This window comes from Alsobacter sp. (assembly GCF_059501845.1).
On the sequence record NZ_JCACDK010000018.1, the window covers coordinates 840,867 to 867,841 of the forward strand.

At 68.8% G+C, this 26,975-nt stretch carries 28 protein-coding genes; 18 read left to right on the forward strand and 10 right to left on the reverse strand.

Translation table 11 applies throughout. From position 1 onward, the window contains the following. Positions 1 to 760 precede the first annotated feature (760 nt). The 4 genes from rpsT to mutM all read right to left on the reverse strand — a co-directional run bounded on the left by rpsT (position 761) and on the right by mutM (position 3,707). Positions 761 to 1,027, reverse strand: a complete 267-nt coding sequence (gene rpsT / locus AC5JCN_RS18830; RefSeq protein ID WP_495756621.1) for a 30S ribosomal protein S20 — start codon at positions 1,025 to 1,027, stop codon at positions 761 to 763. Between the two features lie 154 nt (positions 1,028 to 1,181). After that, on the reverse strand, positions 1,182 to 1,970 hold the full coding sequence (locus tag AC5JCN_RS18835; RefSeq protein WP_495756622.1) for a TSUP family transporter: 789 nt from the start codon (positions 1,968 to 1,970) through the stop codon (positions 1,182 to 1,184). A 4-nt stretch (positions 1,971 to 1,974) separates the two neighbouring features. Next, positions 1,975 to 2,760 (reverse strand): enoyl-CoA hydratase, encoded by a 786-nt coding sequence (locus AC5JCN_RS18840; RefSeq protein WP_495756623.1) that lies wholly within the window; start codon positions 2,758 to 2,760, stop codon positions 1,975 to 1,977. Positions 2,761 to 2,822: 62 nt separating this feature from the next. Next, positions 2,823 to 3,707 (reverse strand): bifunctional DNA-formamidopyrimidine glycosylase/DNA-(apurinic or apyrimidinic site) lyase, encoded by an 885-nt coding sequence (gene mutM, locus AC5JCN_RS18845; protein ID WP_495756624.1) that lies wholly within the window; start codon positions 3,705 to 3,707, stop codon positions 2,823 to 2,825. Positions 3,708 to 3,806: 99 nt separating this feature from the next. Between mutM and ubiE the strand changes: the two genes are divergently transcribed. The 6 genes from ubiE to cysK are packed head-to-tail and all read left to right on the forward strand — an operon-like array spanning position 3,807 to position 9,506. Next, positions 3,807 to 4,580 (forward strand): bifunctional demethylmenaquinone methyltransferase/2-methoxy-6-polyprenyl-1,4-benzoquinol methylase UbiE, encoded by a 774-nt coding sequence (gene ubiE / locus AC5JCN_RS18850; protein WP_495756625.1) that lies wholly within the window; start codon positions 3,807 to 3,809, stop codon positions 4,578 to 4,580. Between the two features lie 40 nt (positions 4,581 to 4,620). Continuing rightward, on the forward strand, positions 4,621 to 6,195 hold the full coding sequence (gene ubiB / locus AC5JCN_RS18855; protein WP_495756626.1) for a 2-polyprenylphenol 6-hydroxylase: 1,575 nt from the start codon (positions 4,621 to 4,623) through the stop codon (positions 6,193 to 6,195). Positions 6,196 to 6,251: 56 nt separating this feature from the next. Beyond that, positions 6,252 to 7,493 carry a bifunctional phosphopantothenoylcysteine decarboxylase/phosphopantothenate--cysteine ligase CoaBC gene (gene coaBC, locus AC5JCN_RS18860; RefSeq protein ID WP_495756627.1) on the forward strand — a complete coding sequence of 414 codons (1,242 nt, stop codon included), beginning with the start codon at positions 6,252 to 6,254 and terminating at the stop codon, positions 7,491 to 7,493. Beyond that, positions 7,484 to 7,969 carry a dUTP diphosphatase gene (dut, locus tag AC5JCN_RS18865; protein ID WP_495756628.1) on the forward strand — a complete coding sequence of 162 codons (486 nt, stop codon included), beginning with the start codon at positions 7,484 to 7,486 and terminating at the stop codon, positions 7,967 to 7,969. Before coaBC ends, dut begins: the two co-directional genes overlap by 10 nt. Before the next feature lie 46 nt (positions 7,970 to 8,015). Continuing rightward, positions 8,016 to 8,468, forward strand: coding sequence for an RrF2 family transcriptional regulator (locus AC5JCN_RS18870; protein WP_495756629.1), 453 nt, complete (start codon positions 8,016 to 8,018; stop codon positions 8,466 to 8,468). Positions 8,469 to 8,519: 51 nt separating this feature from the next. Then, the gene (cysK, locus tag AC5JCN_RS18875) at positions 8,520 to 9,506 is read left to right on the forward strand and encodes a cysteine synthase A (RefSeq protein ID WP_495756630.1); all 987 of its coding nucleotides are present in this window, start codon (positions 8,520 to 8,522) and stop codon (positions 9,504 to 9,506) included. A 40-nt stretch (positions 9,507 to 9,546) separates the two neighbouring features. On the opposite strand, the gene glpK is transcribed toward cysK, so the two are convergent. Then, entirely contained in the window at positions 9,547 to 11,046 is a 1,500-nt protein-coding gene (gene glpK, locus AC5JCN_RS18880) for a glycerol kinase GlpK (protein WP_495756631.1), read from the reverse strand. A 190-nt stretch (positions 11,047 to 11,236) separates the two neighbouring features. Between glpK and AC5JCN_RS18885 the strand changes: the two genes are divergently transcribed. From AC5JCN_RS18885 to AC5JCN_RS18900, 4 genes are read left to right on the forward strand one after another with little or no spacing between them, the layout of a single operon-like run. Then, positions 11,237 to 12,427, forward strand: coding sequence for a fumarylacetoacetate hydrolase family protein (locus tag AC5JCN_RS18885; protein ID WP_495756632.1), 1,191 nt, complete (start codon positions 11,237 to 11,239; stop codon positions 12,425 to 12,427). A gap of 53 nt (positions 12,428 to 12,480) precedes the next feature. Further along, positions 12,481 to 12,771 (forward strand): hypothetical protein, encoded by a 291-nt coding sequence (locus AC5JCN_RS18890; RefSeq protein ID WP_495756633.1) that lies wholly within the window; start codon positions 12,481 to 12,483, stop codon positions 12,769 to 12,771. Then, complete coding sequence (locus AC5JCN_RS18895) at positions 12,768 to 13,214, forward strand: PIN domain-containing protein (protein WP_495756634.1); 447 nt, start codon at positions 12,768 to 12,770, stop codon at positions 13,212 to 13,214. The genes AC5JCN_RS18890 and AC5JCN_RS18895 overlap by 4 nt, the downstream gene beginning before the upstream one ends. After that, a complete protein-coding gene (locus AC5JCN_RS18900) occupies positions 13,211 to 14,659 on the forward strand; it encodes an aldehyde dehydrogenase family protein (RefSeq protein ID WP_495756635.1) in 1,449 nt (482 codons plus the stop codon). The genes AC5JCN_RS18895 and AC5JCN_RS18900 overlap by 4 nt, the downstream gene beginning before the upstream one ends. Positions 14,660 to 14,782: 123 nt before the next feature. On the opposite strand, the gene AC5JCN_RS18905 is transcribed toward AC5JCN_RS18900, so the two are convergent. From AC5JCN_RS18905 to AC5JCN_RS18920, 4 genes are all read right to left on the reverse strand, one after another. Continuing rightward, entirely contained in the window at positions 14,783 to 15,574 is a 792-nt protein-coding gene (locus AC5JCN_RS18905; protein WP_495756636.1) for an SDR family NAD(P)-dependent oxidoreductase, read from the reverse strand. 134 nt (positions 15,575 to 15,708) lie between these two features. Then, a complete protein-coding gene (locus AC5JCN_RS18910; protein WP_495756637.1) occupies positions 15,709 to 16,260 on the reverse strand; it encodes a hypothetical protein in 552 nt (183 codons plus the stop codon). 26 nt (positions 16,261 to 16,286) lie between these two features. Then, complete coding sequence (locus AC5JCN_RS18915) at positions 16,287 to 16,997, reverse strand: hypothetical protein (protein WP_495756638.1); 711 nt, start codon at positions 16,995 to 16,997, stop codon at positions 16,287 to 16,289. A gap of 117 nt (positions 16,998 to 17,114) precedes the next feature. Further along, a complete protein-coding gene (locus tag AC5JCN_RS18920) occupies positions 17,115 to 17,768 on the reverse strand; it encodes a hypothetical protein (protein WP_495756639.1) in 654 nt (217 codons plus the stop codon). Between the two features lie 588 nt (positions 17,769 to 18,356). Here AC5JCN_RS18920 and AC5JCN_RS18925 point away from each other — a divergent pair. The 4 genes from AC5JCN_RS18925 (at position 18,357) to AC5JCN_RS18940 (ending at position 21,466) form a co-directional block, all read left to right on the forward strand. Further along, positions 18,357 to 19,118, forward strand: coding sequence for an ABC transporter ATP-binding protein (locus AC5JCN_RS18925; protein ID WP_495757681.1), 762 nt, complete (start codon positions 18,357 to 18,359; stop codon positions 19,116 to 19,118). Between the two features lie 61 nt (positions 19,119 to 19,179). Then, positions 19,180 to 19,950 (forward strand): transporter substrate-binding domain-containing protein, encoded by a 771-nt coding sequence (locus tag AC5JCN_RS18930; RefSeq protein ID WP_495756640.1) that lies wholly within the window; start codon positions 19,180 to 19,182, stop codon positions 19,948 to 19,950. A 61-nt stretch (positions 19,951 to 20,011) separates the two neighbouring features. After that, positions 20,012 to 20,731, forward strand: coding sequence for an ABC transporter permease (locus AC5JCN_RS18935; RefSeq protein ID WP_495756641.1), 720 nt, complete (start codon positions 20,012 to 20,014; stop codon positions 20,729 to 20,731). 9 nt (positions 20,732 to 20,740) lie between these two features. After that, positions 20,741 to 21,466 (forward strand): ABC transporter permease, encoded by a 726-nt coding sequence (locus AC5JCN_RS18940; protein ID WP_495756642.1) that lies wholly within the window; start codon positions 20,741 to 20,743, stop codon positions 21,464 to 21,466. A gap of 118 nt (positions 21,467 to 21,584) precedes the next feature. Here the strand turns inward: AC5JCN_RS18940 and AC5JCN_RS18945 are convergent, their stop codons facing one another. Further along, positions 21,585 to 22,628, reverse strand: a complete 1,044-nt coding sequence (locus tag AC5JCN_RS18945; RefSeq protein WP_495756643.1) for a LacI family DNA-binding transcriptional regulator — start codon at positions 22,626 to 22,628, stop codon at positions 21,585 to 21,587. 254 nt (positions 22,629 to 22,882) lie between these two features. Here AC5JCN_RS18945 and AC5JCN_RS18950 point away from each other — a divergent pair, with 254 nt between their 5' ends. The 4 genes from AC5JCN_RS18950 to AC5JCN_RS18965 all read left to right on the forward strand — a co-directional run bounded on the left by AC5JCN_RS18950 (position 22,883) and on the right by AC5JCN_RS18965 (position 26,972). Then, positions 22,883 to 23,980, forward strand: a complete 1,098-nt coding sequence (locus AC5JCN_RS18950; protein WP_495756644.1) for a Gfo/Idh/MocA family protein — start codon at positions 22,883 to 22,885, stop codon at positions 23,978 to 23,980. A gap of 34 nt (positions 23,981 to 24,014) precedes the next feature. Beyond that, the gene (locus AC5JCN_RS18955; RefSeq protein WP_495756645.1) at positions 24,015 to 24,920 is read left to right on the forward strand and encodes a sugar phosphate isomerase/epimerase family protein; all 906 of its coding nucleotides are present in this window, start codon (positions 24,015 to 24,017) and stop codon (positions 24,918 to 24,920) included. 110 nt (positions 24,921 to 25,030) lie between these two features. Then, the gene (locus AC5JCN_RS18960; protein WP_495756646.1) at positions 25,031 to 26,209 is read left to right on the forward strand and encodes an aldose 1-epimerase family protein; all 1,179 of its coding nucleotides are present in this window, start codon (positions 25,031 to 25,033) and stop codon (positions 26,207 to 26,209) included. Between the two features lies 1 nt (position 26,210). Then, the gene (locus AC5JCN_RS18965; RefSeq protein WP_495756647.1) at positions 26,211 to 26,972 is read left to right on the forward strand and encodes an SDR family NAD(P)-dependent oxidoreductase; all 762 of its coding nucleotides are present in this window, start codon (positions 26,211 to 26,213) and stop codon (positions 26,970 to 26,972) included. Positions 26,973 to 26,975: the final 3 nt, after the last annotated feature.

The window sequence follows — 26,975 nt, forward strand, 5'->3', positions numbered from 1 at the left end:
CACGGCGACCGGGCGTTCCGTCACTTCGCATACGACTACCTCTTTCAGGTCAGGCGCACATGACGCGCACGCTGTTCCAGCCCGACCGGGACCATGCGGCGGTGCCGCCGATCCCTAGAGATCGTCACACTCTCCGTTACGCGAACGAACTCCTTCCTTGATGCAAGGCCACACCCGTCGCCGCTTGATGGGTAAGTCCGTTGGGGTACGCCCTGGACCTCATTGACCTTACACAGCCCCCCCGGGGGGTGCAACACAACCCCCGGTCGAGTCGAGTTGAATAGGGTTGTCCAGGAGGGGTGCAGGCCATTGTCGAGCCTTGGCTGAAAACGGCAAATCTTTGACTCGGTTCACCTTTCCTTAAGACGTCAAATTTCCGGGCAGTCGGGTTCCCTCGTTACAATTTTTTTTCCTGTCGCCATGACGGTTGGGCGACAGGTCAGAGGATTCCGGGACGGCTCCTCGCCTTGCCCTATAAATTATTGATTCCAATAGCGAAAATCTGCGCGGTGAAAGGCTCGGAAAGACCGCTTTCGCGGGCTTGGCGGTAGCACGCCTGTCAAGCGGAATCGCGAAGGTCACGGTCCCGTCAATGTCGTTCGCGCGCCCGTGAGGCGTCACCGCCACGCAGTCCGGCGCCGCGAAAAAGCCCGGAAGGTTGAGTGCCGGCGATGGCGTCAGCGCAACAAAAAACCCGGCCTGAAAGCCGGGTTTCGTCGGTCGAGGGCCTGCCCCTGAAGCGAGAGGCGTGAGCCGGTGTTCAGGCGCTGATGCGGGCGATGGCGCTTGCCAGCCGCGACACTTTCCGGGACGCCGTGTTGGCGTGCACGATGCCGTTCTGGGCCGCCTTAGCCAGCTCGGGCTCGGCCGCCTTGAAGGCCTCGGTGGCAGCAGCCTTGTCGCCGGTAGCGATGGCAGCCTCGACCTTCTTCACGAAGGTGCGCATGCGCGAACGGCGCATCCGGTTGACGGCGGTGCGCGCCTCGATCTTGCGAGTCGCCTTCTTCGCCGACTTCGTATTGGCCATGTGTCGTCCTCTTGGTGCGCTCCGCACCCGTGACCGGGAGAACGCGTGTTGAATGATGTCGTGGGCACGGGGCTCGTGGCCGCCGGTCGCCCAAGGAAGGCTGGCGTATAGCCGAAGCCCCTTGCAGCGTCAACGACGCTCTCGCTCGGACGCGCTAGAAGAGGTGCGCGAGGGCGAGCCGCAGCGGATGGGCGGGGTCCGACAGCAGTTTGGCGGCCACGGCGAGCGAGACCAGCACGAGTGCCGGCCGGATCAGCCGGGCCCCCACCCGCAGTGCCAGCTGCGAGCCGCACCAGGCTCCCGCCAGCGTTCCCACGGCCATCGCGAAACCGGCCGCCCACACGATCCGGCCCGAGAGCGCGAAGACGAAAAGCGCCGCGCCATTGCTGGCCACGTTGAGGAGCTTCGTCCCGCCCGTTGCCGGCAGCAGCCTGAGGCCGACGAGGGTCGCCAGACCGAGGAGATAGAAGGAGCCGGCCCCCGGTCCGAACACCCCGTCGTAGAAGCCGATGACAGGTGCCACGGCGAAGGCGAAGACCGCGGGATGCATGCGGCGACGGCTTGAATCCGCCCTGATCGACGGCGACAGAGCGAAGTAGATGGCGACGAGGACGAGCACGACCGGCATCGCGGCCGAAAGCCAGGTGGTCGGCACCGCCCCAAGCGCCAGCGATCCCGCCAGTGCGCCGAGGCCGGCGCCGAGGGCGGCGGGCCAGAGGCGGCCGAAATCGACATGCCCGGCCCGCGCATAGGAGGCCGTGGCGGTCGCCGTGCCGAAGATGCCCTGCAGCTTGTTCGTGGCGACCGCTGCGGCGGGATCGAGCCCGGCCAGGACCAGCGCGGGGATGGTGATCAGCCCGCCACCGCCCGCGATGGCGTCGACCATGCCCGCGACGAAGGCAGCGCCGGCGAGAAGGAGCAGAACCTCCGGCGCAGGGATCACGGGCTCAGCGGCCCTCGAAGCGGGCGGGGCGCTTCTCGACGAAGGCGGCCATGCCTTCCTTCTGGTCGGCGGTGGCGAACATGGCCTGGAAGACTCGGCGCTCGAAGCGGATGCCCTCCGACAGCGACGTCTCCCAGGAGCGGTTCACCGCCTCCTTGGCCATCATGACGGTCGGCCCGGAAAGGCCGGCGATCTCGGTGGCGACCTTCACGGCCTCCTCGACGAGGCTGTCGGCCGGCACGATGCGCGACACCAGCCCCGCGCGCTCGGCCTCGGCGGCGTCCATCATGCGGCCGGTCAGCACCATTTCCATGGCCTTGGACTTGCCGACATAGCGGGCAAGGCGCTGCGTGCCCCCGGCGCCCGGCATCACGCCGAGCCGGATCTCCGGCTGGCCGAACTTCGCCGTCTCGGCGGCGAGGATGAAGTCGCACATCATGGCGAGCTCGCAGCCGCCGCCCAGCGCGAAGCCCGCCACCGCCGCCACGATCGGCTTGCGGCGCGAGGCCACCCTGTCCCAGGCCGTGATGAAGTCCTCCACATAGGTCGCCGGCCAGGAGAGCCCGCCCATTTCCTTGATGTCGGCGCCGGCGGCGAAGGCCTTGGCGGAGCCGGTGATCACGGTGGCGCCCGTCCCGGCGTCGGCCTCGATGCGGTCGAGCGCATCGTTCAGCTCCGCCACCAGCCGCGCGTTCAGCGCGTTCAGGGCCTGCGGCCGGTTGAGGGTGATCAGCGCCACCTTTCCGCGCTGCTCGACGAGGATGGTCTCGTACCCGGTCGTGTCGGCCATCGGCGCCTCCTGTTGCACCGACAGCGCTAGCCCAGAGCGCGCCGCGCGGCAATCCCGGCCGATCAGCGCTGGCACACGCCGCAATAGAAGGTGGACCGGCCGGACTGGACGATGCGGCGCACCACGCCGGTGCAGCCGGGGCGCGGGCATGGCTCCCCCTCGCGGTCGTAGACGCGGAAGGCGTGCTGGAAGTAGCCGAGCGAGCCATCGGTATGTGCGTAGTCCCGGAGGCTGGATCCGCCGGCCTCGACCGCCTCGGCGAGAACGGCCTTGATCTCGGCCGCGAGGCGCGTGGCCGCCGCCGTGGGGCCGCCGTCCTTGCGCGTCAGGGTGCCTGCCGCCCGCCGCGGCGAAAGACCGGCCCGGTGCAGCGCCTCGCTCACATAGATGTTGCCGAGGCCGGCCACGAGCCGCTGGTCGAGCAGCGCCGCCTTGAGCGGCGCGGCCTTGCCGCGGAACAGACGCGCCAGCGCCGCCCCGTCGAGCGCATTGCCGAGCGGCTCGATCCCCATGCCCTTGAACAGCGGGTGCTCGTCCAGCGCCACCCGGGCGACGAGCGTCATGAAGCCGAAGCGGCGCGCATCATTGTAGACGATGCGCGTGCCGCTCGAGAGGTGGAACACCACGTGGTCGTGCACCGCGTCGTCGCCCGCCTCGTGGTGGAACACCCCCGGCGCCTGAGCCTCGCCGGACGCCGGGATGACGGTGAACCGCCCCGTCATGCCGAGATGCATGACGAGCACCGTGCCGTCGTCGAGGTCGGCGAGCAGGTACTTTGCCCTGCGGCCGAGAGCCTCGATCCGCCTCCCCTGCAGGCGACCGGAGAAATTCCCGGGAAACGGGAAGCGTAGGTCGGGACGGCGTATCTCGGCACGGACGATCGTCGCGCCCTCCATGGCGGGCGCGAGTCCGCGTCTGACTGTCTCGACCTCGGGCAGTTCGGGCATGGAATCGTCCGTTGTGTATGCCCCGGGAAGGGCCAAGCCGCCTCATGGCGTCCGGAGCCGACTAGCGCTAATGTCCGCGCGCTTTCAGCGGAGGACCGCATGCACGACGACAGCCGGGGCCCGGACGCGGAGGCCGAAACCCATTTCGGCTACACGACCGTTCCGCTCTCCGACAAGCAGGATCTGGTCGACGACGTCTTTCACAAGGTCGCCCGCCGCTACGACCTGATGAACGACCTGATGTCGGCGGGACTGCACCGGCTGTGGAAGGAGGCGATGGTGTCGGCCCTGCGCCCACCCCGGCGCGGCCCGTTCCGCCATCTCGACGTGGCCGGCGGGACCGGTGACATCGCATTCCGGGTGCTGGACGCCGGCGGCCCGGACGCCCACGTCACTGTGCTCGACATCAACGCCGACATGCTGGCCGTCGGCCGCGAGCGCACGCCGGCTCGCTTCGACGGCGCCATTGAGTTCGTCGAGGGCAATGCCGAGAGCCTGCCGCTCCCCGACGCCTCGTTCGACGCCTACACCATCGCCTTCGGCATCCGCAACGTGCCCCGCATCGACAAGGCCCTGGCCGAGGCCCACCGCGTCCTGAAGCGCGGCGGACGCTTCCTGTGCCTCGAATTCTCGCAGGTCGACGTGCCGCTGCTCGACACGGTCTACGACGCCTATTCCTTCGCAGTCGTCCCGGCTCTGGGCAAGGTCGTGACCGGAGATGGCGAGCCCTATCGCTATCTCGTGGAATCCATCCGCAAGTTCCCGCGCCCGGCGGCGTTCTCGGGAATGATCCGCGCCGCGGGCTTCCGCCGGGTCAGCGAGCGGCCGATGAGCGGCGGCATCGTGCGGCTGCATTCGGGGTGGAAGCTGTGATCCTCCGGCCGCGCGGCAGGGATGGCGGGAGCGCCGGGCTTTGCTGAATTCCATCACCGCCCTCGTGCGGTTGGCGCATGTGGGCTTCGTCCTCGCCCGCGAGGGCGCGCTGAGGCCCGCCGAAGGCGCCGACCTTCCGCCGCAGGCCCGCTTCGCCCTGTGGTGCGGACGGCTCATCGAGCGCCGCACTGCGAAGGATGACGCCTCGCGCCTCGCCGCGGCCCTCACCCGGCTGGGGCCGTCCTACGTCAAGTTCGGCCAGTTCCTCGCCACGCGCCCGGACGTGGTGGGCGTGCGCATGGCGCGCGACCTCGAGGCGCTGCAGGACCGCATGCCTGCGTTCCGGCGCTCGGAGGCCGTGGCCGCCGTCGAGCTCTCCCTCGGCGAGCCGCTGGACACGCTGTATGCCAGCTTCGGCGATGCCATGGCGGCGGCCTCCATCGCCCAGGTGCACAAGGCGCAGGTCACGGACGTCAATGGCGAGCGCACCGTTGCCGTGAAGGTGCTGCGGCCCGGCGTGCGAAACCGCTTCCGCAACGATCTGCGCTCCATGGCCTATGGCGCGCGCACGCTGGAACGCATCCTGCCCGCGCTGCGCCGGCTGAAGCCTGTCGGCGTCGTCGATACGCTGGCACGCTCCGTCAGCATGGAGATGGATTTGCGGCTGGAGGCCGCCGCCATGTCCGAAATGGCGGAGAACACCCGCGACGACGAGGATTTCCGGGTCCCGCAGGTCGACTGGGAACGGACCTCCCGCGACATCCTCACCATGGAGTGGATCGACGGCATCCCGCTCGGCCAGATCGAGGAGATCGAGGCCGCCGGCCATGACCGCGTCGCGCTCGGGCGCATCGTCATCCAGTCCTTCCTGCGGCACGCGCTGCGCGACGGCTTCTTCCACGCCGACATGCATCCCGGAAACCTGTTCGTCGACGCCCAGGGCCGGCTCTGCGCCGTCGACTTCGGCATCATGGGGCGGCTGGGGCCGAACGAGCGGCGCTTCCTGGCCGAGATCCTGCTGGGCTTCATCACGCGCGACTATCGCCGCGTCGCGGAGGTGCACTTCGAGGCGGGCTACGTGGCGCCCGTGCACTCGGTGGAGGACTTCGCCCAGGCCATCCGGGCCATCGGCGAGCCCATCCACAACCGCACGGCCGACCAGATCTCGATGGCCAAGCTGCTGACGCTGCTGTTCGAGATCACCGCGCTCTTCGACATGGAGACGCGCACCGAGCTCGTCATGCTGCAGAAGACGATGGTGGTGGTGGAGGGCGTGGCCCGAAAGCTCGATCCGCGGCTGGACATGTGGGCGACGTCCGAGCCCGTCGTCCGCAGCTGGATCGAGCGCAATCTCGGCCCGGTCGGCCGGGTCGAGGAGGCGGGGCGCGGGGCGCTCTCGCTGGCCTCGGCGATCGCCCGGATCCCCTCGCTTGCCGCGCGCGCCGAGAGGGCGCTCGCCGGCGTCGAGGAGGGCATGCGCCACGGCTTCCCGCTCGCCGCCGACACGCTGGCCGGTATCGGCCGGGCGGAGGCGCGTAGGGCGCGCTGGGGCAACCTGGCGCTGTGGGTCATTGCGGTGGTGCTCCTCGTCCTCGCCTGGCGCCTCTTCTCCTGAGGCGCTGACGCGGCCATCTTGTGCAAGCGCCGGAGCGGCGCCGGAGACCGGGAGCCATGACCTCCACAGCGGTGAACGCGATGCCCGCGGCCAAGCGCATCCTGCTCGTCATCGGCGGCGGCATCGCCGCGTTCAAGGTGCTGGAGCTGGCGCGCATCCTGCGCCGGCGGGGCTACGCCGTGCGCGGCGTCCTCACCCAGGCGGCGCAGCATTTCGTGACGCCGCTGTCGGTGTCCGCGCTGACCGCTGACAAGGTCTACACCGACCTCTTCTCGCTGACGGACGAGGCCGAAATGGGCCACATCGAGCTGTCGCGGGACGCAGACCTGGTCGTCGTCGCCCCCGCCACGGCCGACCTCATGGCCAAGCTGGCGGGCGGTCTCGCCAATGACCTCGCCTCGACGCTCCTGCTGGCGACAGACAAGCCGGTGCTCATGGCACCCGCCATGAACGTGCGCATGTGGCTGCACCCGGCCACGATGCGCAACCGCGCCACGCTGGAGGCGGATGGCGTGACCTTCGTCGGGCCGGACGAGGGCGAGATGGCCTGCGGCGAGTTCGGGCCCGGCCGCCTGGCGGAGCCGGAGGTGATCGCCGCCGCAGTCGACCGCATGCTGGCAGTCCGCGGAGGTGGCGCGTTGCAGGGCCGCCGCGTGCTCGTGACATCGGGCCCTACGCTCGAGCCCATCGATCCCGTGCGATTCATCGCCAACCGCTCCTCCGGCAAGCAGGGACACGCCATCGCTGCCGCCTGCGCGGCGCTGGGCGCCGAGGTGACGCTCGTCAGCGGGCCGGTGACCATCCCCGATCCCGCCGGTGTCCGGACGGTGCATGTCGAGAGCGCCCGCGAGATGCTGGCCGCGGTCGAGGCGGCTCTGCCGGCCGACGCCGCCATCTTCTGCGCCGCCGTGGCGGACTGGCGCGTGGCCCATGAGGGTGGCCAGAAGCTCAAGAAGCAGGCCGGCGCCGCGCCACCGTCCCTGGCGCTCGTCGAGAACCCCGACATCCTCGCCACCATCGCCGGCCGGACGAGCGGGCGGCCGCAGCTGGTGGTCGGCTTCGCCGCCGAGACGGAGAAGGTCGTCGAGCACGCCCAGGGCAAGCTCGCCCGCAAGAAATGCGACTGGATCGTCGCCAACGATGTCGGCGGCACGGGCGTGATGGGCGGCGACCGCAACACGGTCCATCTCGTCACCCGCGAGGGCGTCGAGGACTGGCCGACCATGGACAAGACGGCGGTCGCCGCCGCGCTGGCGGAGCGGATCGCGCGGGCGCTCGGGGACACGCGATGGGTGTGACGGTCGGGGTCGTGCGGCTGCCGCATGCCGAGGGGCTGCCTTTACCGCGTTACGAGACGGAAAGCGCCGCTGGAATGGACCTCTTGGCAGCGCTGCGTGAAAATGAAAAAATCACACTTGAGTTTGGGAAATGGGGACTTGTGCCGACCGGCCTCGTCATCCATCTCCCCGAAGGCTACGAGGCGCAGGTGCGTCCGCGGTCGGGCCTCGCCTTGAAGCACGGCGTCACCGTGCTGAACGCGCCGGGCACGATCGACGCGGACTACCGCGGCGAGGTCGGCGTCCTGCTCGTCAACCATGGGGCCGAGCCCTTCACGGTGACGCGCGGGATGCGGATCGCGCAGCTCGTCGTCGCGCCCGTGACCCGGGCCACGCTGGAGTTGCGCCAAGAGCTGCCGCAGAGCGGCCGCGGCGCCGGCGGGTTCGGGTCGACCGGCGTTCGAACTGCGGGGCCCGACACGCCCCGCGAGGACTAGCGAGCGGACGCGGGGCCTGTCCTCCGTCCTGCGGAGGGGCCGACACATGATCCTCTTGTCCCGGCGAAGTCTGCTGGCCATCGCGGCCGTGGTCGACATCGCCCTGCATGCCCGGCCGTCGCCCGTCGCGGCCAAGCATCTTGCCACGCGGCACAACCTGCCGCCCCGCCATCTCGAAACCATGCTCCAGGCCCTCGTGAGGGCCGGGATCCTCAAGGGGGTCCGCGGTCCGCGCGGCGGCTACGAGATCGCGCGCGAGCGCCGCCGGATCACGGCAGGCGAGATCGTCCGCGCCGCGATGGCGTCCACCGGCGAGGACTCGATGCCCCCGGTTCCCGAGTCGCGGCTGGTCGACGTCGTCGTCGGGCCGATGGTGGCGCGCGCCGGCTCGGCCTTCCTTGGAGAACTCGACGTCGTCACCGTGGACGATCTCTGCCGTCAGGCCGAGGCCGGCCGGGTGTTCGACGATATGCAGGTGGCGGCCGACTTCATCATCTGATCCGAACCTCCGGCCCCGAGCGCGGCCGGCAATCAAACGGGAGAGCGCACCATGGCCCAGACTGCCCACAAGACGCCGACGGATACCGCGCACATGCCGGGCCGCGGCCGCATCTACGACAGCATCACCGAAACGATCGGCGACACGCCGCTGGTGCGGCTGAACCGTCTCACCAAAGAAAAGGGCGTCGAGGCGACGATCCTGGCCAAGCTGGAGTTCTTCAACCCCATCGCCAGCGTCAAGGACCGCATTGGCGTCGCCATGATCGAGGCGCTGGAGCAGGAGGGCCATCTCAAGCCGGGTGGCACGCTGATCGAGCCCACCTCCGGCAACACCGGCATCGCGCTGGCCTTCGTCGCGGCGGCGCGCGGCTACAAGCTGATCCTCGTCATGCCGGAATCGATGTCGATCGAGCGTCGCAAGATGCTGGCCCTGCTCGGCGCGCAGCTGGAGCTCACCCCCGCCCCGCTCGGCATGCGCGGTGCCATCGGCCGTGCCGAGGAGCTGAAGGCGAGCATCCCCGGCGCCATCATCCCGCAGCAGTTCCGCAACCCCGCCAACCCCGACATCCACCGTCGCACCACGGCCGAGGAGATCTGGAACGACACGCGGGGCGAGATCGACTACTTCGTCTCCGGCGTCGGCACCGGCGGCACCATCACCGGCGTCGGTCAGGTGCTGAAGCCGCGCCGGCCCTCGCTGAAGATCGTCGCCGTGGAACCGGAGGACTCGCCCGTCCTGTCCGGCGGCACGCCGGGCCCCCACAAGATCCAGGGCATCGGCGCGGGCTTCGTGCCCGAGATCCTCGACCGCTCGGTCATCGACGAGGTGGTGACCGTCGGCAATCAGACGGCGTTCGAGACGGCGCGCCATCTGGCCCGGACCGAGGGCATTCCCGTCGGCATCTCCTCCGGAGCGGCCGTCGCCGCGGCGCTGGAGATCGGGGCGCGACCCGAGGCGAAGGGCAAGACGATCGTCGTCATCATCCCCTCCTTCGCCGAGCGCTACCTCTCCACGGCGCTGTTCGAGGGGCTGTAGGGCTTCGTCGCGTTGCCCCTCGAAAGAGAGGCAGCTGCCGTTACTGCGGGCGGACGGTGAGGGTGCGGGAGACGGCGTCGCGCCATCCCGCCACCTTTTCCGCCCGCTGCGCCGCTGGCAACTCCGGCGTGAACCGGGTCTCGAGCCGCCATGTGTCGGCAAAGGCGATCGGGGCAGGGTAGACGCCGGCGGACAGGCCCGCCAGGTAGGCTGCGCCGAGCGCCGTCGTCTCCTTGACGACCGGGCGGTCGACTGGCGAGCCGAGGATGTCGCCGAGGCGCTGCATGGCCCAGTCCGAGGCCACCATGCCGCCGTCGACGCGCAGCACCGTCTCCGCGCCGGCAGCCCCCGGCCAGTCGGCCTTCATGGCGTCGAGCAGGTCGAGCGTCTGGTAGCAGACGGCTTCCAGCGCGGCGCGGGCGATCTCCCTGGGCCCCGTCCCCCGCGTCAGCCCGAAGAGGGCGCCCCGGCACTCGGCATCCCAGTAGGGCGCGCCGAGACCAACGAAAGCGGGCACGAGGTAGACGCTCTGCATCGGGTCGGCGTCGCGGGCCAGGGGACCCGTCTCGGCCGCGGTCTTGATGATGCCGAGCCCGTCGCGCAGCCACTGCACCGCCGCTCCGGCGATGAAGATGGACCCCTCCAGCGCGTAGGTACGCTTGCCGCCGAGCTGGTAGGCGATGGTGGTCAGCAGCCGGTTCTTCGAGGCGACCGGCGCGGTGCCCGTGTTCAGCAGCGCGAAGCAGCCAGTGCCGTAGGTGGCCTTCATCATGCCCGGCGTGAAGCAGGCCTGGCCCACCGTGGCCGCCTGCTGGTCCCCGGCAATGCCGCGCACCACGATCGCCGCGCCGAAATGCTCGGGCAGCGCCGTGCCAAACTCGGCCGATGAGTCCATCACTGTCGGCAGCAGCGAGCGCGGCACGCGCAGGAGCCGCAGCAGGTCGTCGTCCCAGTCGCCGCGATGGATGTCGTAGAGGAGGGTGCGACAGGCATTCGTCGCGTCCGTGGCATGAACCTCGCCCCCGGTGAGGCGCCAGAGCAGGAAGCTGTCCACGGTGCCGAAGGCGAGCTCCCCCCGTTCCGCCCGCTGGCGCGCGCCGGGGACGTTGTCGAGGAGCCACGCGACCTTCGTGCCGGAGAAGTAGGGGTCGAGCAGCAGGCCCGTGCGAGCGGTCACCAGCGCCTCATTCCCGTCCGCCTTCAGGCGCGTGCAGAGTTCGGCGGTGCGCCGGTCCTGCCAGACGATGGCGCGGTGGATGGGGCGGCCGGTCGCACGATCCCAGACCAGCGCCGTCTCGCGCTGGTTGGTGATGCCGATGGCGGCCACGTCCTTGGCCTCGACGCCGGCCTTGGCGAGCACCTCCCGCCCTGTCGCCAGAACCGTGTCCCAGAGGTCCTCGGCCTCGTGCTCCACCCACCCCGAGGCGGGGAAGTGCTGCGGGAACTCCCGCTGCGCCGTCGCCACGATGCCCATGTCGGACGAGAACAGGATGGCGCGCGACGAGGTGGTGCCCTGGTCGATGGCGAGGATCAGGCTCATGGTCCCTCCCTGTGGCCCGTTGGCCGGGCGCATGGTTGCGCCGGGAGCTTATGCGAGGCGGAGGAGTGGCGGAAGGAGGGGGTGCCGGCTGCGGCGCGCGCTCATGCCAGCCTCGCGCACCGGCGCCTCGCGCCTGCGCGCCGCCGATGGTAGAGACACCTCAGACAACAGAAATCCCGGGAGACGCGCCTTGGCCCGCCTGACGCTCGATGTCGCCACCACCCTTCCCGAGGACGGCGCGAAGGGAGCCCTGGCCGGACGCCTCTGGCGCCCGGAGGCGGGAGGCCCTTCGGTCGTCGTGGTGCGCGAGGAGCGTGGCGAAGCCGTGCTCGTCGACGTGTCCAAAGCCTTCCCCACCATGCGCGACCTGTGCGAGCAGCACGATCCCGCCCGTGCGCTGGCCGAAGCCTCGGGCGACACCGTCGCGACGCTCGCGGACGTGCTGGCCAATACGCCGGAAGAGGGACGCGATACCGATCGGCCCTGGCTGCTCTCTCCTGTCGACTTGCAGGCGGTAAAGGCGGCGGGCGTCACCTTCGCGATTTCCATGCTGGAGCGGGTCATCGAGGAGCGGGCCCGCGGGGATGCCGCCTCGGCGGTCGAGATCCGCAAGGAGATGACTGCGCTGGTGGGCGAAGACCTGTCGCGGCTGAAGCCGGGTTCTCCCGAGGCCATGCGGCTGAAGGAACTGCTGATCGACCAGGGCCTGTGGAGCCAGTACCTCGAGGTCGGCATCGGGCCCGACGCCGAGATCTTCACCAAGGCGCCGCCCATGGCGTCCGTCGGCACGGGGGCGGACGCCGGCATCCATCCGATCTCCACCTGGAATAATCCCGAGCCCGAGGTGGTGCTCGTCGTCTCGTCGTCGGGCGCCATCGTCGGCGCAACACTCGGCAACGACGTCAACCTGCGCGACGTGGAGGGCCGCTCGGCGCTGCTGCTGGGCAAGGCGAAGGATAACAACGCCTCCGCCACGCTGGGCCCGTTCCTCCGGTTCTTCGACGTGTCCTTCTCGCTCGATGAGCTCCGGCGGGCGGAACTCACGCTTGTCGTCGAGGGCCCGGAGGGCTATCGGCTGGAGGGGTCGTCGAGCCTGTCCAAGATCAGCCGCGACTTCGCCGACCTCGCCAGGCAGATGCTGGGGCGGCACCACCAGTACCCGGACGGGGCGGTGCTCTACACCGGCACGCTCTTCGCGCCCATCGAGGACCGCGATGCTCCCGGCAAGGGTTTCACCCACAAGGTGGGCGACGTCGTCACAATCGCGACGCCGAAGCTCGGCCGCCTCGTCAACCGTATCCAGCTCGCCACGGAATGCGCGCCCTGGACGTTCGGCACCTCGCACCTGATGCGCAACCTCGCCCGGCGAGGACTGATCTGATGGACGTCAGGGAGCGTTTCCGGTAACGTTTCCGGAAACGGCGGAGTTCGATGATGAGCAGCAGCAATGCCCGTGTCAGGCGGCACCGCCAGAAGTCGGCTGGCGAAATGCGCCGGGTGGAAGTCGCGGTGAAGGGCCCGGACGTCGCGTTGATCCGGCGTGCTGCGAGTGTTCTGCGGCAGGACGGCGAAGAAGCACGCAGCCTTCGTGAGGTGCTTGCCAAGGGGCGGGAGCGCAGAAGCGCACTCGAACTTTTTGAGAAGGCCCGTGCCCTCTGGCCGGGAGGCCCCATGTTCGACATCGGGCGCGATGACCTTGCGCCAGACCGGGACATCGATCTTTGAGCCGGGGCGTTCTCCTCGACACCAACGTCGTCGGTGAATTCGGCCGCCGCGATGGCGACCCGCAAGTGGACCGCTGGCTCGCAGCCCAGGACGAGGAGCAGATTTTCGTACCGTCGATCGCGATGGGCGAGCTCGCATTCGGCATAGCCCGCTTGCCGGGAGGGCGCCGCAAGGAGGGACTACAGGCCTGGTTCTCTCATCTGCTCGACGCAATGGATGGACGCCTGCTCGCCCTTGACCTGGATGCAGCCCTCATCTGGGGCCGCCTCAGGGCTCAGCTTCAGCGGGACGGCTCCGAGAAGCCCGGCCTGGATCTTCAGATTGCTGCCATCGCGCTGAGCCGGAACCTTGTGATGGTTACCGGCAATGAGCGTCACTTCGCCGGCTTCGGCCTCGACATCATCAATCCATGGGCGGAACCGCCAGACAGGACAGGACCATGACCGAGACCTTCAAGAACCTCATCGGCGGCGAGTGGGTGACCGGCACCTCCGACAACGCCAATCTCAACCCGTCCAACACCGGCGACGTCGTGGGTCAGTACACGCGCGCCTCGAAGCAGCAGGCGGAGGATGCCATCGCGGCGGCGAAGGCGGCCTTCCCCGCCTGGTCCCGTTCCAGCCCTCAGCTGCGCCACGACATCCTGCACAAGGCGTCCGACGAGATCCTCGCCCGCAAGGACGAGCTCGGCCGGCTGCTGTCGCGCGAGGAAGGCAAGACGCTGCCCGAAGGCATCGGCGAGGTGACCCGCGCCGGGCAGATCCTCGGCTTCTTCGCAGGCGAGGCGCTGCGCCTCATGGGCGAGAAGGTTGCCTCCATCCGTCCGGGCCTCGACGTCGAGATGACGCGCGAGCCTGTCGGCGTCGTCGGCATGATCACGCCCTGGAACTTCCCCATCGCCATTCCGGCCTGGAAGATCGCCCCGGCGCTCGCCTACGGAAATACCATCGTCTTCAAGCCGGCCGACCTTGTCCCCGGCTCGGCCTGGGCGCTCGTCGACATCCTGCATCGCGCCGGCCTGCCGGCGGGCGTCCTGAACCTGGTGATGGGCCGCGGCTCCGAGGTCGGCCAGGCCATCCTCGAGCACAAGGACGTCTCGGCGATCTCGTTCACCGGCTCGGTGTCGACGGGCCGAAAGGTCGCCGCGACCTGCGTCGCCTCAACCCCGATGAAGAAGATCCAGCTCGAGATGGGCGGCAAGAATCCGCTCGTCGTGCTCGACGACGCCGACCTCGCGGTGGCGGTGGAATGCACGGTCAACGGCGCGTTCTTCTCCACCGGCCAGCGCTGCACGGCCTCCTCGCGCATCATCGTCCAGCAGGGCATCCACGACCGGTTCGTCGAGGCCGTGACCGAGCGCCTGAAGGGTCTCACTGTGGACGACGCCCTCAAGGCGGGCACGCATATCGGCCCCGTCGTCGACCAGGGTCAGCTCGACCAGGACCTGAAATACATCAAGATCGGTCAGGACGAGGGTGCAAGGCTCGCCTGGGGCGGTGAACTGCTCAACCGCGAGACGCCCGGCTTCTATCTCCAGCCCGCGCTTTTCACGCAGGCCACCAACGCCATGCGCATTTCGCGCGAGGAGATCTTCGGCCCCGTGGCCAGCGTCATCCGCGTCAAGGACTACGACGAGGCGCTGGCGGTCGCCAACGACACCGAGTTCGGTCTTTCCTCGGGCATCTGCACGACCAGCCTGAAATACGCCTCGCACTTCAAGCGCAACAGCGAGGCGGGCATGGTGATGGTCAACGTTCCGACGGCGGGCGTCGACTACCACGTGCCTTTCGGCGGCCGGAAGGGATCGAGCTACGGCCCGCGCGAGCAGGGCGCCTATGCCCGCGAGTTCTACACCATCGTGAAAACCGCCTACACCTTCCCGGGGTAGGCGCTCCTCGGTTCCGACACCGTCGTTGCGAGCGAAGCAACCTTGGCCCGTTTGCCTGAACCGGCCGGGTCCTGGGTTGCCTCGTCGCTGCGCTCCTCGCAAGGACGTCGGAGCGAGCGGCTCTCAGCGGCGGGACGGCGGCCTCTGCAGACGGCCGACGAGCGGCAGGAGCAGACGGCGCGGGGCGAGCGGGCCCAGCGCCGCCGTCACCTTGTTCATCGGGCCGGGCACCATGACCCGGTCACCGCGCAGGAAGGCCTCCGCCCCGGCGCGGGCGACGGCGGCCGCCGACATCGGCTTCATCACGTCGAGCAGGCGCGCGTCCATGCGGGCGCGGGCCTGGAAGCCCGTGGCGGTCGGGCCGGGGCAGAGGGCAGTGACGCGCACGCCTTCGCCGCGCAATTCCTCCCACAGCGCCTCGCTGAAGCTGAGCACGAAGGCCTTGGTCGCGTAGTACACCGCCATGCCGGGGCCGGGCTGGAAAGCGGCGGTGGACGCCACGTTGAGGATGCCGCCGCGGGCCGCCCGGATCGCCGGCAGGCAGGCAAGCGTCAGGTCCGTCAGGGCACGGACATTGAGGTCGATCATCGCGACCTGTTCGGCCCGGTCGAGGGCGGCGGCGTCGCCGGTGAGACCAAAGCCGGCATTGTTGACGAGCTCGGTCACCCGCACGCCTTCGCCCTCCAGTGTGGCGAGGATGCGGTCCGCCGCCCCGGGCTCACCGAGGTCGGACACCACCACGAGGGGGCGAGGACGCCCCGCTGCCGCGAGCGCATCCGCCAGGCTCTCCAGCGCGCCCCGGCTTCGTGCCGTCAGGGCGATGTCCCGCCCCCCTACCGACAGTTCCCGGGCAAGATCTGCACCGATGCCCCCCGAGGCTCCCGTGACCAGCGTGACGTCGCGCATGTCTTTCATCCCATGGCCTCACCGGCCTTCGGGCTCATGTCGCGTGTCCGGGGGCGTTGCGCCAGAGGGAGCAACGACGAAAAGCCCCGGGGACCGTCCCCGGGGCCGCATTCGTTCGTGCTGAAAGGTTATTGGCCGGGCGATCAGCGCCGCGATGAGGTGGAGCTGCTGGAGGCGTGGCCGCCGCCGCTCCCCTGGCCGGATCCGAAGCCGCCGGCGCCGCTGGTCGCGTTTGATGCGCTGCCTGACGTGGCGCCCGCATTGGTCGTCGCGGTGCCCGCGCCGGTGCTGGCGCTCGCCGTGCCGCCGCCGGTGCCGGAGCCGCCGGCGCTCGCCGGTCCGGAGGTCGAGGCGCTGGCCGTGCCATAGCCGCCGGTGCTCGTGTTGCTGGTGCCGGCCGTCGCAGCCGGTCCGCCACCGCCACCACCGCCACCGCCCGAGGAGCCGCCACCGCCCGATGAGGAGTCACCGCCGGACGAGGAACCACCCGACGAGGAGCCGAGACCGGCTGATGTGCCGCTCGCGTCACTGCGCCCGCCGCTCACGGCGCCAACGCAGCCCGAGCTGTACTTGCCGTTGATGACGATGCACCGCGAGCTGCTGCCGCTGGACGATGTTGCGGCGAAGGCGGGGCCCGATGCGAAGAGCGCTGCCGCCGCGAGAAGGGCGGTACGCGTCCTGATTGACGTCGACATGCGAAGTCCTCCCTTGAGCGGTGCCGTCAGCGCGAACGCGACGAGCTGTTGCCGCTCGACGAACTCGAGGCGGGGCCTGACGAGCCGAATGAGCCGATGGAACCGACAGACCCAACGGATCCGACCGAGCCGAAGGAGGCAGTCGAACCCACCGTCGACGGCGCCGAGAACGATCCGAGTGCATTGCTGACGGCGTTACCGGCAGCCGTCGCGGCACCCGAGCCCGTCCCGGACGCGGTGCCGACATTGGTAGATCCAGTGCCAAAGCCGGATCCGCCGGTGCCCGCCGCGGCACCGCCAGGACCGGCGGTGGTGCCGGCCGTGCCCGCGCCTCCGCCCGATGCGCCTGCCGAGGCCTCGCCGCCGGTGAGCCCGAGGCTCGCCCCGATCGTGCCGGCGGAAGACAAGCCTGCCCCTGGCAGCGCTATGCCGCCGCTCAGCGCGCCGCTGTAGGTGTCAGCCGCGCCGCCGCTCAGCGAGGCGGAGCCGCCATAGGGCATGCGCAGGCTGTAGGAGAAGCCCAGGCCCATGCCCGAGGCGAAACTGGTGCTGTTGCCGGTGCCGGCAATGCCGGTGCCGGAGCCGAGCCCGACGGCGCCTGCAATGGCACCGCTGATCGGCGTCAGCGTGATTGAGCCGGCCGAGGCTGGCACGGCGACCCCCGCCAGGGCCGCTGCGAGGACGAGGCTGCCGCAAGCGCGCGCCTTCTGTGTCCCCGGACGTGCGGAACGCATCATGGTTCGTCCCTCCTGGAAGCGGGCCGGACTCGTGCCGGGCTCCGCGGGGGCGCCGGCCGGAGCCGGCGCGCCTGTGCATGGAAGCGGAGGCGGGACCGGGCCCGCCTCCTGGTTTCGTCAGCGACGCGAGGACGAGGCCGAGGACGAGCCGCCGCCGCTGGAGCCGGCGCCGGCGGTGCCGCCGTTCGACGAGCTGACGCCCGTGCTCGCGCCGCCCGTGGCCGAGGAGCTGGCCGTCGTGCCCGTGCCAGTGGAGGAGGCGGAAGCGCCCGCGGTGCCCTGGCCCATGCCGCCGGCCGAGGCATTGCCGCTGGTGCGGCCGCCCACGTCGCCGCCGCTCTCGGCCGAGGTCCGCGTGTTGTTGCTCGACGTCGTCGTCCGGTTGCTGGAGTAGCCGCTGCCGTAACCGCCGCCGGAGATGCCGCCCTCGGCCGTCCAGTTGCCGGTCGAGTCGAGGGAGAGGCCGGCCGCGCCGGAGGTGTTGACGGAGGACGAGGCCTTGCCGGTCGAGGCGTCGGCCTTGGCGGCCCCGGCGCCGAGCGCCACGCCGGTCGCGTCAGCAGAGCCGTAGTTCACCCACTGGCCGCGCTTCTTGTCGTACAGGTAGATGCCGGGATGGGTCGTAACCGAACCGCCGGTCTCGCCGCCGGCATTGGTGTGGGCCGTGCTCTTGTCCTTGGTATACCGGTAGGACGTGGCAGAGGCGGACGTCGCGCCGAGCGCCACAACGGCGGTGGCTGCGAAAAGCGCCAGGGTCTTCAGGTTGGTCATGGCTTACTCCACTCCTTCGTGAGGCGGGGCCCTGCGCGGGGAGGCGCGGGAGGCCCGGATCGTGCGTTTCCAGACGGAGGGCACCGGCGGCGGGCTCGCGGCGCCAACTGGCCCGCGCTTCCGGTGTCCGCCCGGAGCTTCCGATCCTCGCCAACGGCGGGGACTGCCCGGCTCGTTAACGTGCTGTTAATCTAGGCACGACAGAGATTAAAAACTTAATCCAGATTAAGTTGAAGGCAATTGAAAGGCGTTCGGGACCGTGAAGGAAGAATTAGGGTTAATAGTCACGATTCATCTGGTTTCCTCGACGCCTGACGATTGCTTTGCTCAAGCTTGACTGGTCAGGTGGATACTTCTGCACTGTTAACCATAAGCCGCCCGCATCGCTGAGGGGGCGTCAAAGCCTGCCCTTTTGCGAGGCAAACGGGCCCAGAAATCCCTCTTGCGGGCTCCCAACCGGCCTGAAACAGTAATGGCGGGTGGCGACGGCGCCGGCGCGGTCTTCCGCGACAGAAGCGCCGCCCGCCCGTGAAGGAGGAGTGATTGACGGTTGAGGACCCTGTCCGGGCGCGTGCGCCCGCAGACGTCGTGGTGAGACTGGAGGGGATCCGCAAGAGCTTCGGGCAGTTCGAGGTTCTGAAGGGAGTTTCGCTCGCGGCGGACGAAGGGGACGTCATCGCACTGATCGGCGCGAGCGGATCGGGCAAGAGCACGCTCCTGCGCTGCATCAACCTTCTCGAGATCCCGAATGCCGGTCGCATCGAGATCGGCGGCGAGGAAATCCGTCTCAAGCCGTCAACGGCCGGCGCCCGGGCCATTGCCGATGCCGCACAGGTCCAGCGCATCCGTGCGCGGCTCGGCATGGTGTTCCAGAGCTTCAACCTGTGGCCGCACATGACCGTGCTGGAGAATGCCATCGAGGCGCCCGTGCACGTGCAGAAGGTGCCGCGGGCCGAGGCGATCGAGCGGGCGGAGGGATACCTGCACAAGGTCGGCCTCTACGAGAAGCGAGATGCCTACCCGGCCTTTCTCTCCGGCGGACAGCAGCAGCGCGCCGCGATCGCAAGGGCGCTCGCCATCGAGCCGGCCGTCATGCTCTTCGACGAGCCCACCTCGGCTCTCGATCCCGAGCTGGTCGGGGAGGTGCTGCGCGTCATCCGCGACCTCGCCCAGGAGGGCCGCACCATGATGCTGGTCACGCACGAAATGGCGTTTGCCCGCGACGTGGCGAGCCATGTCGCGTTCCTGCACAACGGACTGATCGAAGAGGAGGGGCCACCCCGGAAGGTGTTCGAGAACCCCTCGAGCCCCCGGTGCAGGCAGTTTGTCAGCGTCCGGAGGGACGGCTGACGCCACGGGAGGGCGGGAGGAGTCCTGCCCCGAAAGCAAGAAGCGAAACACGGAGCCCGTCATGAAAGCATTTCTCAAAGTCTGCGCCGCGGCCGCGCTCGCCTTCGGCGTGACCGCCGCGGCCGCCCAGGCACAGACCGTCAGGTTCAGCGTCTCCGCCGAGCCCTACCCTCCCTTCGCCTCCAAGAACGCCGCAGGCAAGTGGGAGGGCTTCGAGGTCGACCTCATCGGTGCCATCTGCGAGCAGATGAAGGCCAAGTGCGAGGTCAAGGAGACGGCGTGGGACGGCATCATCCCGGCGCTGACCTCGAAGAAGATCGACGTCATCTTCGCCTCCATGTCGATCACAGACGATCGCAAGAAGACGATCGACTTCTCGATCCCGTACTACAATACGCCGGCCGCCGTGCTCGCGGCCAAGAGCACACAGATCGGCGTCGATCCTCCCAGCATGAAGGGGAAGACTGTCGGCGTGCAGACTTCGACGATCCACTCGGCCTGGGCCGACCAGAACCTCAAGGGCATCGCCGAGGTGAAGGTCTACAACACGCAGGACGAAGCCAATGCCGACCTGATCGCGGGGCGGATTGATGCGACGATCGCCGACTCGGCGGCGCTCGACCCGGTGCTGGCCGACCCGTCCGGAAAGGATCTCGAGCTGAAGGGCACCTTCCCGCTCGGCACCGGCGTCGGCGCGGGCATCCGCAAGGGCGACGACAAGCTCAAGGAACAGATCAACGCGGCAATCAAGGCGATCTACGCCGACGGCACTTTCGACAAGATCGCGGGCAAGTACTTCAAGTACAAGGTAGGCACCCCGCCGCAGGGCTGATCGTGACACACCGGCCGGCTGAAACGCCGGCCGGTTTCGTCTGAGGGGGCGACAACCGGACATGGCAGCCGCATCGTTCTTCGAGGTGCTCGGCTTCGGCCCTGAAAGCTGGAGCCAGCAACTCCTGCTGGGCACCATCACGACCATCGAGATCTCGGTCGGAGCCTTCGCCACGGGCCTGGTCATTGGCATGGGCGTGGCCTGGGTGAAGCTGAACGGCGGACCCTGGGCCGTCAGGATCGCCAATTTCTACTCCACCGTCTGCCGCTCCGTGCCGGAGATCCTGCTGATCATCCTGCTTTATTTTGCCGGGCAGGAAGCGATCACGTGGCTGTTCGTCCGGCTCGGGGCCGAGGACGGCGTGTCGGTCAGCGGCTTTGCCGTCGCCATCGTCGTGTTGGGCCTCGTCCAGGGAGCCTACGCATCGGAGATCATCCGCGGCGCCATCCTGGCCGTTCCCAAGGGCCAGGTTGAAGCGGCGGAGGCCTACGGGATGCAGGGTTTCGGCTTGTTCCGGCGCATCGTTCTGCCCTGCATGGTGCCGCATGCCATCGGCGGCCTTGCCAATCTCTGGATGGTGATCATCAAGGACTCAGCTCTCGTCAGCGTCGTGGGCTCGAACGAGCTCCTCTTCACGGCCAAGCAGGCTGCCGGCGCGACGAAGTTCTACTTCTCCTTCTTCCTCGCGGCCGGCGCGCTGTACTACGTGCTGACGCTGCTCTCCAACGCGGGCATCCACCTCATCGAGCGCCGGATCCGGCGCTGGATGCCGCAGGTCTAGGGGGCGGCGATGCAGGAATGGCTGCACGGCCTCTGGGAAAACCAGTTCTTCTGGCTGGAGAAGTACGACACCCTGCTGCTCCAGGGCCTGTGGAGGACCATCCTTCTCGTCGTGCTCTCGGGCGTCATCGGCTTTGCCGGCGCGATCCTGGTCGGGCTCGGCCGCGTGTCCAAGAACCCGCTGATCTCCACAGGCTGCCTCGGCTTCACCAGCATCATCCGCGGCACGCCGCTGCTGGTGCAGATCTACCTGCTCTACTACGGCCTGGGCTCCGTCTTTTCTGGCATGCCGGCGCTGCGCCAGAGCTTCCTCTGGCCGTTCCTGCGCGAAGGCTTCTGGTACGTCGTCCTGGCGCTCGCCGTCAGCACGGCCGCCTATACGGGCGAGGTGGTGCGCGCGGCGCTCCTCGCGGTGCCCAAGGGCGAGATCGAGGCCGGCCGCGCCTTCGGGATGTCTCCAGGCCAGATCCGCCGCCGGATCTGGCTGCCGCGCGCCCTGCAAGGGATCCTGCCGACGCTCGCCGGCGAAACCGTGCTGCTTCTGAAGGCGACGGCGCTTGCCTCGACGGTGACCGTCATCGACCTGCTGGGCGCCGCCAACGTCGTGCGCGCCCAGACTTTCCGCACCTACGAGCCGCTGCTCTTCGTCGCCGTCGGCTATTTCGTCCTGACGGTGATCATCGAGAAGACTTTCGCCCGCTACGAGACACGCTTCGCGAGGTCCGTCAGGCGGTAGCGCTCACCGGCTCTTCACACCGTGCGCGGGGAACCCTCCACCGCCTGTCGGGAGTCCAGGGAGGGGGCCTGCGGGTCCTGAGAAGCCGCCACACCCGGTCGGCCAGAAATCCACAGCCTCATACCTCAGGGATGTTCTCGCGGAATATGGCCTGAACCCGCAGTGCCGGCCCGCGAGGACTGGGCTCGCCGCGCGCGGCGCGCAGCAGGCGGTCGATCAGTTCGCGGGCCTCGACCCGCGGATTCTGGTCGATGACCGCGTCCATCACCCCCGACAGCAGGAATTGCCGCGTGTGCGGCGTCAGTTCGTGGCCGATGAAGACCGTCTGCCGCGCTCTCCCCGCCTCTTCCAGGGCGCGGGCGATGCCCCGGTTGCCGGCGCCGATATTGTAGATGCCGGCGAGGTCGGGGACGCGGGCGAGGAGAGCGGTCGCCTCGCCGTAGGACCGCTCGGAGTCGTCGCGCACCTCGATTGTCTGGACGATCGACAGCGCATCGAAGTCTTCCGCCAGCATGTGGCGGAAGCCCATCTCCCGCTCCTCGTGGCCGCGATAGGAGAGCGAACCCGCAAACAGCGCCACCTTGCCACCCGTCGGACCGATGAAGCGGCCCAGCAGATGGCCGGCGAGACGTCCGGCCGCGCGATTGTCGATCCCGACATAGGCACTGCGCGGCACATCCGAGATGTCCGACACGAGGGTCAGCACCGGCACGTCATGGGCGGCGAGGTCGCGGATGGCCTCGCGCACGATGGGATGGTCCAGCGCGATGATGGCGACGCCGTCGCTGGCTCCGCGCAGCGCTGACAGCGCCTGCGCCAGCACCTCCGGCACAAAGCCCTCGATGCGGTGGACGCGGACTTCGGCCTCGGCGGCCCGCATTGTGCCCATCTCGGCGATGCGGTCGGCCAGGATGTTCATGAAGGTGTTGGTGCCGCCGGGCAGGATCACGTCGAGCGCAAGCCGTGATGCCGCAGGCAGGCCGGGCAGGCCGGGATCGACATAGCCCAGCCGCTCGGCGGCACCCAGCACGCGTGACCGGGTGCGCGCCTTAACCCCGCTTCGTCCGTGCAGCACACGGTCCACGGTGGCGGTCGAGACCCCCGCCTCGCGCGCCACGTCGACGATCGTGGGGCGGGCCCTGGTTGTCGGTCTGTCGTCCACGTCAGCACTCCTGTCCGGATGCACCATGGCGAGGACCGCAGAACGGGTCAACAATAATGAGGCGATCTGATGTGTTTAACGCCCATATTCACCCGACATTTTCTGATGGACGGCGGTTAGCGCCCAGAACTCTGGCACAACCGAAGTCGAAGCCGCTTCAGGTGCCATCAGCTCCCGTGCCGATTGACATGCACTGCATCGGATGACATCGATATGCATCAAAAAGCGACGGCGATCGCGACAGGGAGGACATCATGGTGGATGCGCTGGGCTTCACGCCCGACCCGCCCGTACGGGCCAGCCAGTTCAAGATCGGCTGCATCGGGGCCGGCTTCATCATGGCCGACGTCCATCTCGCCTCCTATGCCGAGGCAGGATTCCCCGTCGTCGCCATCGCCTCGCGCACGAAGGACAAGGCGGCCGAGGTTGCGGCGCGCTGGCAGATCCCGACGGTCCACGACACGCCCAAGGCGCTGATCGAGGACAAGCAGGTCGAGATCCTCGATCTCGCCTTCCCGCCCGACCAGCAGCCCGACCTGATCCGCCACGCGCTGAAGCAGCCGCACATCAAGGCCATCCTCGCCCAGAAGCCGCTGGCCATGACCTTCGAGGACGCCAGGGCCATCGAGGCGGAATGCCGGGCGGCCGGCAAGATCCTGTCGGTCAACCAGAACATGCGCTTCGACCAGTCGATGCGTGTCCTCAAGCAGATCCTCGACAAGGGCTGGCTCGGCAAGCCGGTGCTGGCCACGATCGAGATGCGGGCCATCCCGCACTGGCAGCCCTTCCTGCGCGACTACGGCCGCCTGACCCTGCTCAACATGTCGATCCACCACCTCGACGTGCTGCGCTTCCTCTTCGGCGACCCGGTGGAAATCTACACCGCAGCGCGACCCGACCCGCGCACGGACTTCGCGCACACGGACGGCATCACCGTCTCCACCCTCACCTTCCCCTCGGGAGTGATGGCGGTGTCGATGGAGGACGTGTGGAGCGGCCCGCGCGAGGAGGGCTTCGACAGCGACATCTACATCAAATGGCGCGTCGAGGGCACGGACGGCGTGGCCCAGGGCACGATCGGCTGGCCGGACTATCCGAACGGATCGCCCTCGACGCTGCGCTACGCTTCGAAGACCGCGACGGGCGGCAAGTGGGTCGAGCCGACCTGGGAGACGCGCTGGTTCCCGGGCGCCTTCAAGGGCGTCATGGAGCAGCTGCAATATGCGCTCGCCAGCGGCACACCGCCTGAGCTGAGCGGTGCGGACAATGTCAGGACCATGGCGCTGATCGAGGCGGGCTACCGCTCGCTGAAGGAGCACCGCGCCGTGAAGCTTTCGGAATTCGGCGTCTGAGACGCCCAACGATGATCAAAGGGAGGACGGCACCATGATGCAGGTGGGCATTTTCAACGGGTATTTCCCGTACACGCTCAAGGAGCAGGCGCAGAAGATCAAGGCGATCGGGTTCAACACGGTCCAGCTCGACCTCGCCTTCAAGGACATCGACTTCTCGACGCCCGAGTCGATCACTGTCGAGAAGGCAAAGCTGGTGCGCGAGACGTTCCGCGACCACGACCTGCCGATCTGCACGGTGTCCTGCTACACCAACATCGTGCATCCCGATCCCGGCGAGCGGAAGAAGCGCCTGGACTACCTCAAGGCGGTCATCCGCAACGCGCGCCATTTCGGCACGCCCTACGTCATCTCCGAGACCGGCACCTTCGACACCGAGTCCGACTGGGTGGCCCATCCGAAGAACAAGACCGAGGAAGGCTTTGAGGAGTGCCGCAAGGTCATCGCGGAGCTGGTGCAGACGGCCTATGACCACGGCGCGACGTTCCTGCTCGAGACCTATGTCAACAACGTCGTCGGCTCGGTCGAGGAGACCGTGCGCATGTTCGCCGAGATCGACCACCCGGCGCTCGGCCTGCTGATGGACCCGACCAACTATTTCGAGGCCCACAACATCGGCGACATGGACAAGGTGCTGAAGCAGATCTTCGACACGCTGTCGGACAAGGTCCGCATCGCCCATGCCAAGGACGTGAAGCTCTCCGAGGACAAGTCGGAGAAGCACGCCGACATCGACGCCTCGGAGGCGCACTCCTTCCGCGGCGTCGGCTCCATCGAGCTGCCGGCCCCGGGCCTCGGCGTCCTCAATTACGACTACTACCTCAGGCGCCTGGCCGAGAAGCACCCCAACATCCCGGTCATCATCGAGCACCTCGACGAGTCCGATGTGCCCAGGGCCAAGAAGTTCCTGGACGGAAAGCTCCGCGCCAACGGCGTGTGACCGACGGAGCGCGGGTCTTCAGACCCGCTCTCTTCCAAGGCGCTGCGGGCCGGAGGCCCGCGGTCCAAAGCGCGTCTGACGACGCGCGCTCCACAGGCAGCGAGGACCCGATGGTCGATCTCTACGGGAAGAGCCTGAGCCGGCGTGACGTGGCCGCCCGCTCCGGCATGCTGTCGCAATTCGCGGGCGTGCGGCTGATGACGCTCGGCGACGGGGTCGAGCGCGGCATCCGCATGCTCGAGTTCCGCACCGGAACGGGCCTGCGCTTCACCGTGCTGATCGACCGTGCCCTCGACATCGCCGATTGCGAGTTCCGCGGGCAGGCCATCGGCTGGCACTCGCCGTCGGGGTTCCGCCATCCCGGACTGCACGAATACGAGGGGGAGGACGGCCTTGCCTGGCTTCGCTCCTTCTCCGGCCTCATCGTCACCTGCGGCCTCGACCACACCCTCTTCATGCACGACGACGACGCGTCCCACTATGTCTACGGGCCGCGCAAAACCGTCTCGAGCTCCCTTCACGGCCGCATCGGCACCATTCCCGGGCGCCTCACGGGCTATGGCGAGGCCTGGAACGGTGACGAGTGCACGCTGTGGTGCGAGGGAGTGGTGCAGCAATCAGCCGTGTTCGGCGAGGACCTGCATCTCGTCCGCCGCATCGAGGCGAAGGTTGGCGGCAACGAGATCGTCCTGAAGGACCGGGTAGTGAACCACGGCTTCTACCGGACGCCTCACATGTTCTGCTATCACATCAATGTCGGCCATCCCGTCCTCGACGAGGGCTCGCGCTATCTCGCGCCCATTGTCGACACGCCATGGGCGGCGCATGCCGGTGAGGCCTACCGGCGGCAGGGCGCCGGCTACAGGTCGCTCCCGGCACCGCAGATGAACTTCCACGAGCAGGTCTGGCAGCACGAGATGGCGGCCGACACGCACGGCCGCGTTCCCGTCGCGCTCGTCAATGACCGCATAGGCCTCGGCTTCCTCGTCGAGACGAACAAGTCCGAGTTCCCCTGCCAGTACGAGTGGCAGAACCTGCAGTCCGGCCAGTATGCGCTCGGCATCGAGCCGTCGACCAACCACGTCCTCGGCAAGTCCTTCGCGCGTGAGCGGGGCGAGGTGATCTGGCTGGAGCATGGCGACGAGCGCTCCTACACCACCCGCCTCGCCGTTCTCGACGGGGCCGATGCCATTTCCCGCGCCGAGGCGCACACCCTGTCCATCGCCGCTCAGCCGGAGGACGACTATCCCGAGCCCTCCGGCACCTTCGCCCCGATCGGAGGCCGCTGAGATGGCCGCAGGCGACCTCGCAGGCCGCACCGTCCTGCTCACCGGAGCCGCCGGAGGGCTGGGGCTGGAGACGAGCCTCGCCTTCATCGAGGCCGGCGCCACGCTCGTCGCCATCGACAACGACCCGGTAAAGGCCGCGGCGCTGGAGGCGGCGGCCCATGGCCGCGGACCCGGCCGGCTGGTCCTCGAGCGCCTCGACCTCTCCGATCTCCCGGCGCTCGCGCGCGAGCTCGGCGCCGTCTCAGACCGGGTCGGCGGCTTCGATGCAGTTATCAACAATGCCGGAATCTACCCCGCCAAGCCGTTCGAGGAGTTCACCATCGAGGAGCACCAGGCGGTGCAGCGGGTGAACGTCGACGCCGGCATCGTCTGCGTGCAGGCGGCGCTGCCGCACATGCGCGAGCGAGGCTGGGGCCGCATCGTGAATATCTCGAGCGTCACCCTCTGGGGCGGTTGGGCCAACCTGTCACCCTACGTGGCATCCAAGGCGGCGCTGGTCGGCCTGACGCGGGCCTGGGCGCGCGAGTTCGGCCCTTATGGCGTCACGGTCAACGCGATCGCGCCCGGCGCCTTTCCGACCGACGCCGAGAAGATCCATCCGGACCCGGAGGGCTACACCCGCTTCGTGCTGGAGCGGCAGGCGCTGAAGCGTCGCGGCCATCCCCGGGACATCGCGGAAGCGCTGCTGTTCCTCGCGTCGGACAAAGCGGGCTTCATCACCGGCCAGACGATCAGTGTCGACGGCGGCTGGGTGATGCACTGAGGC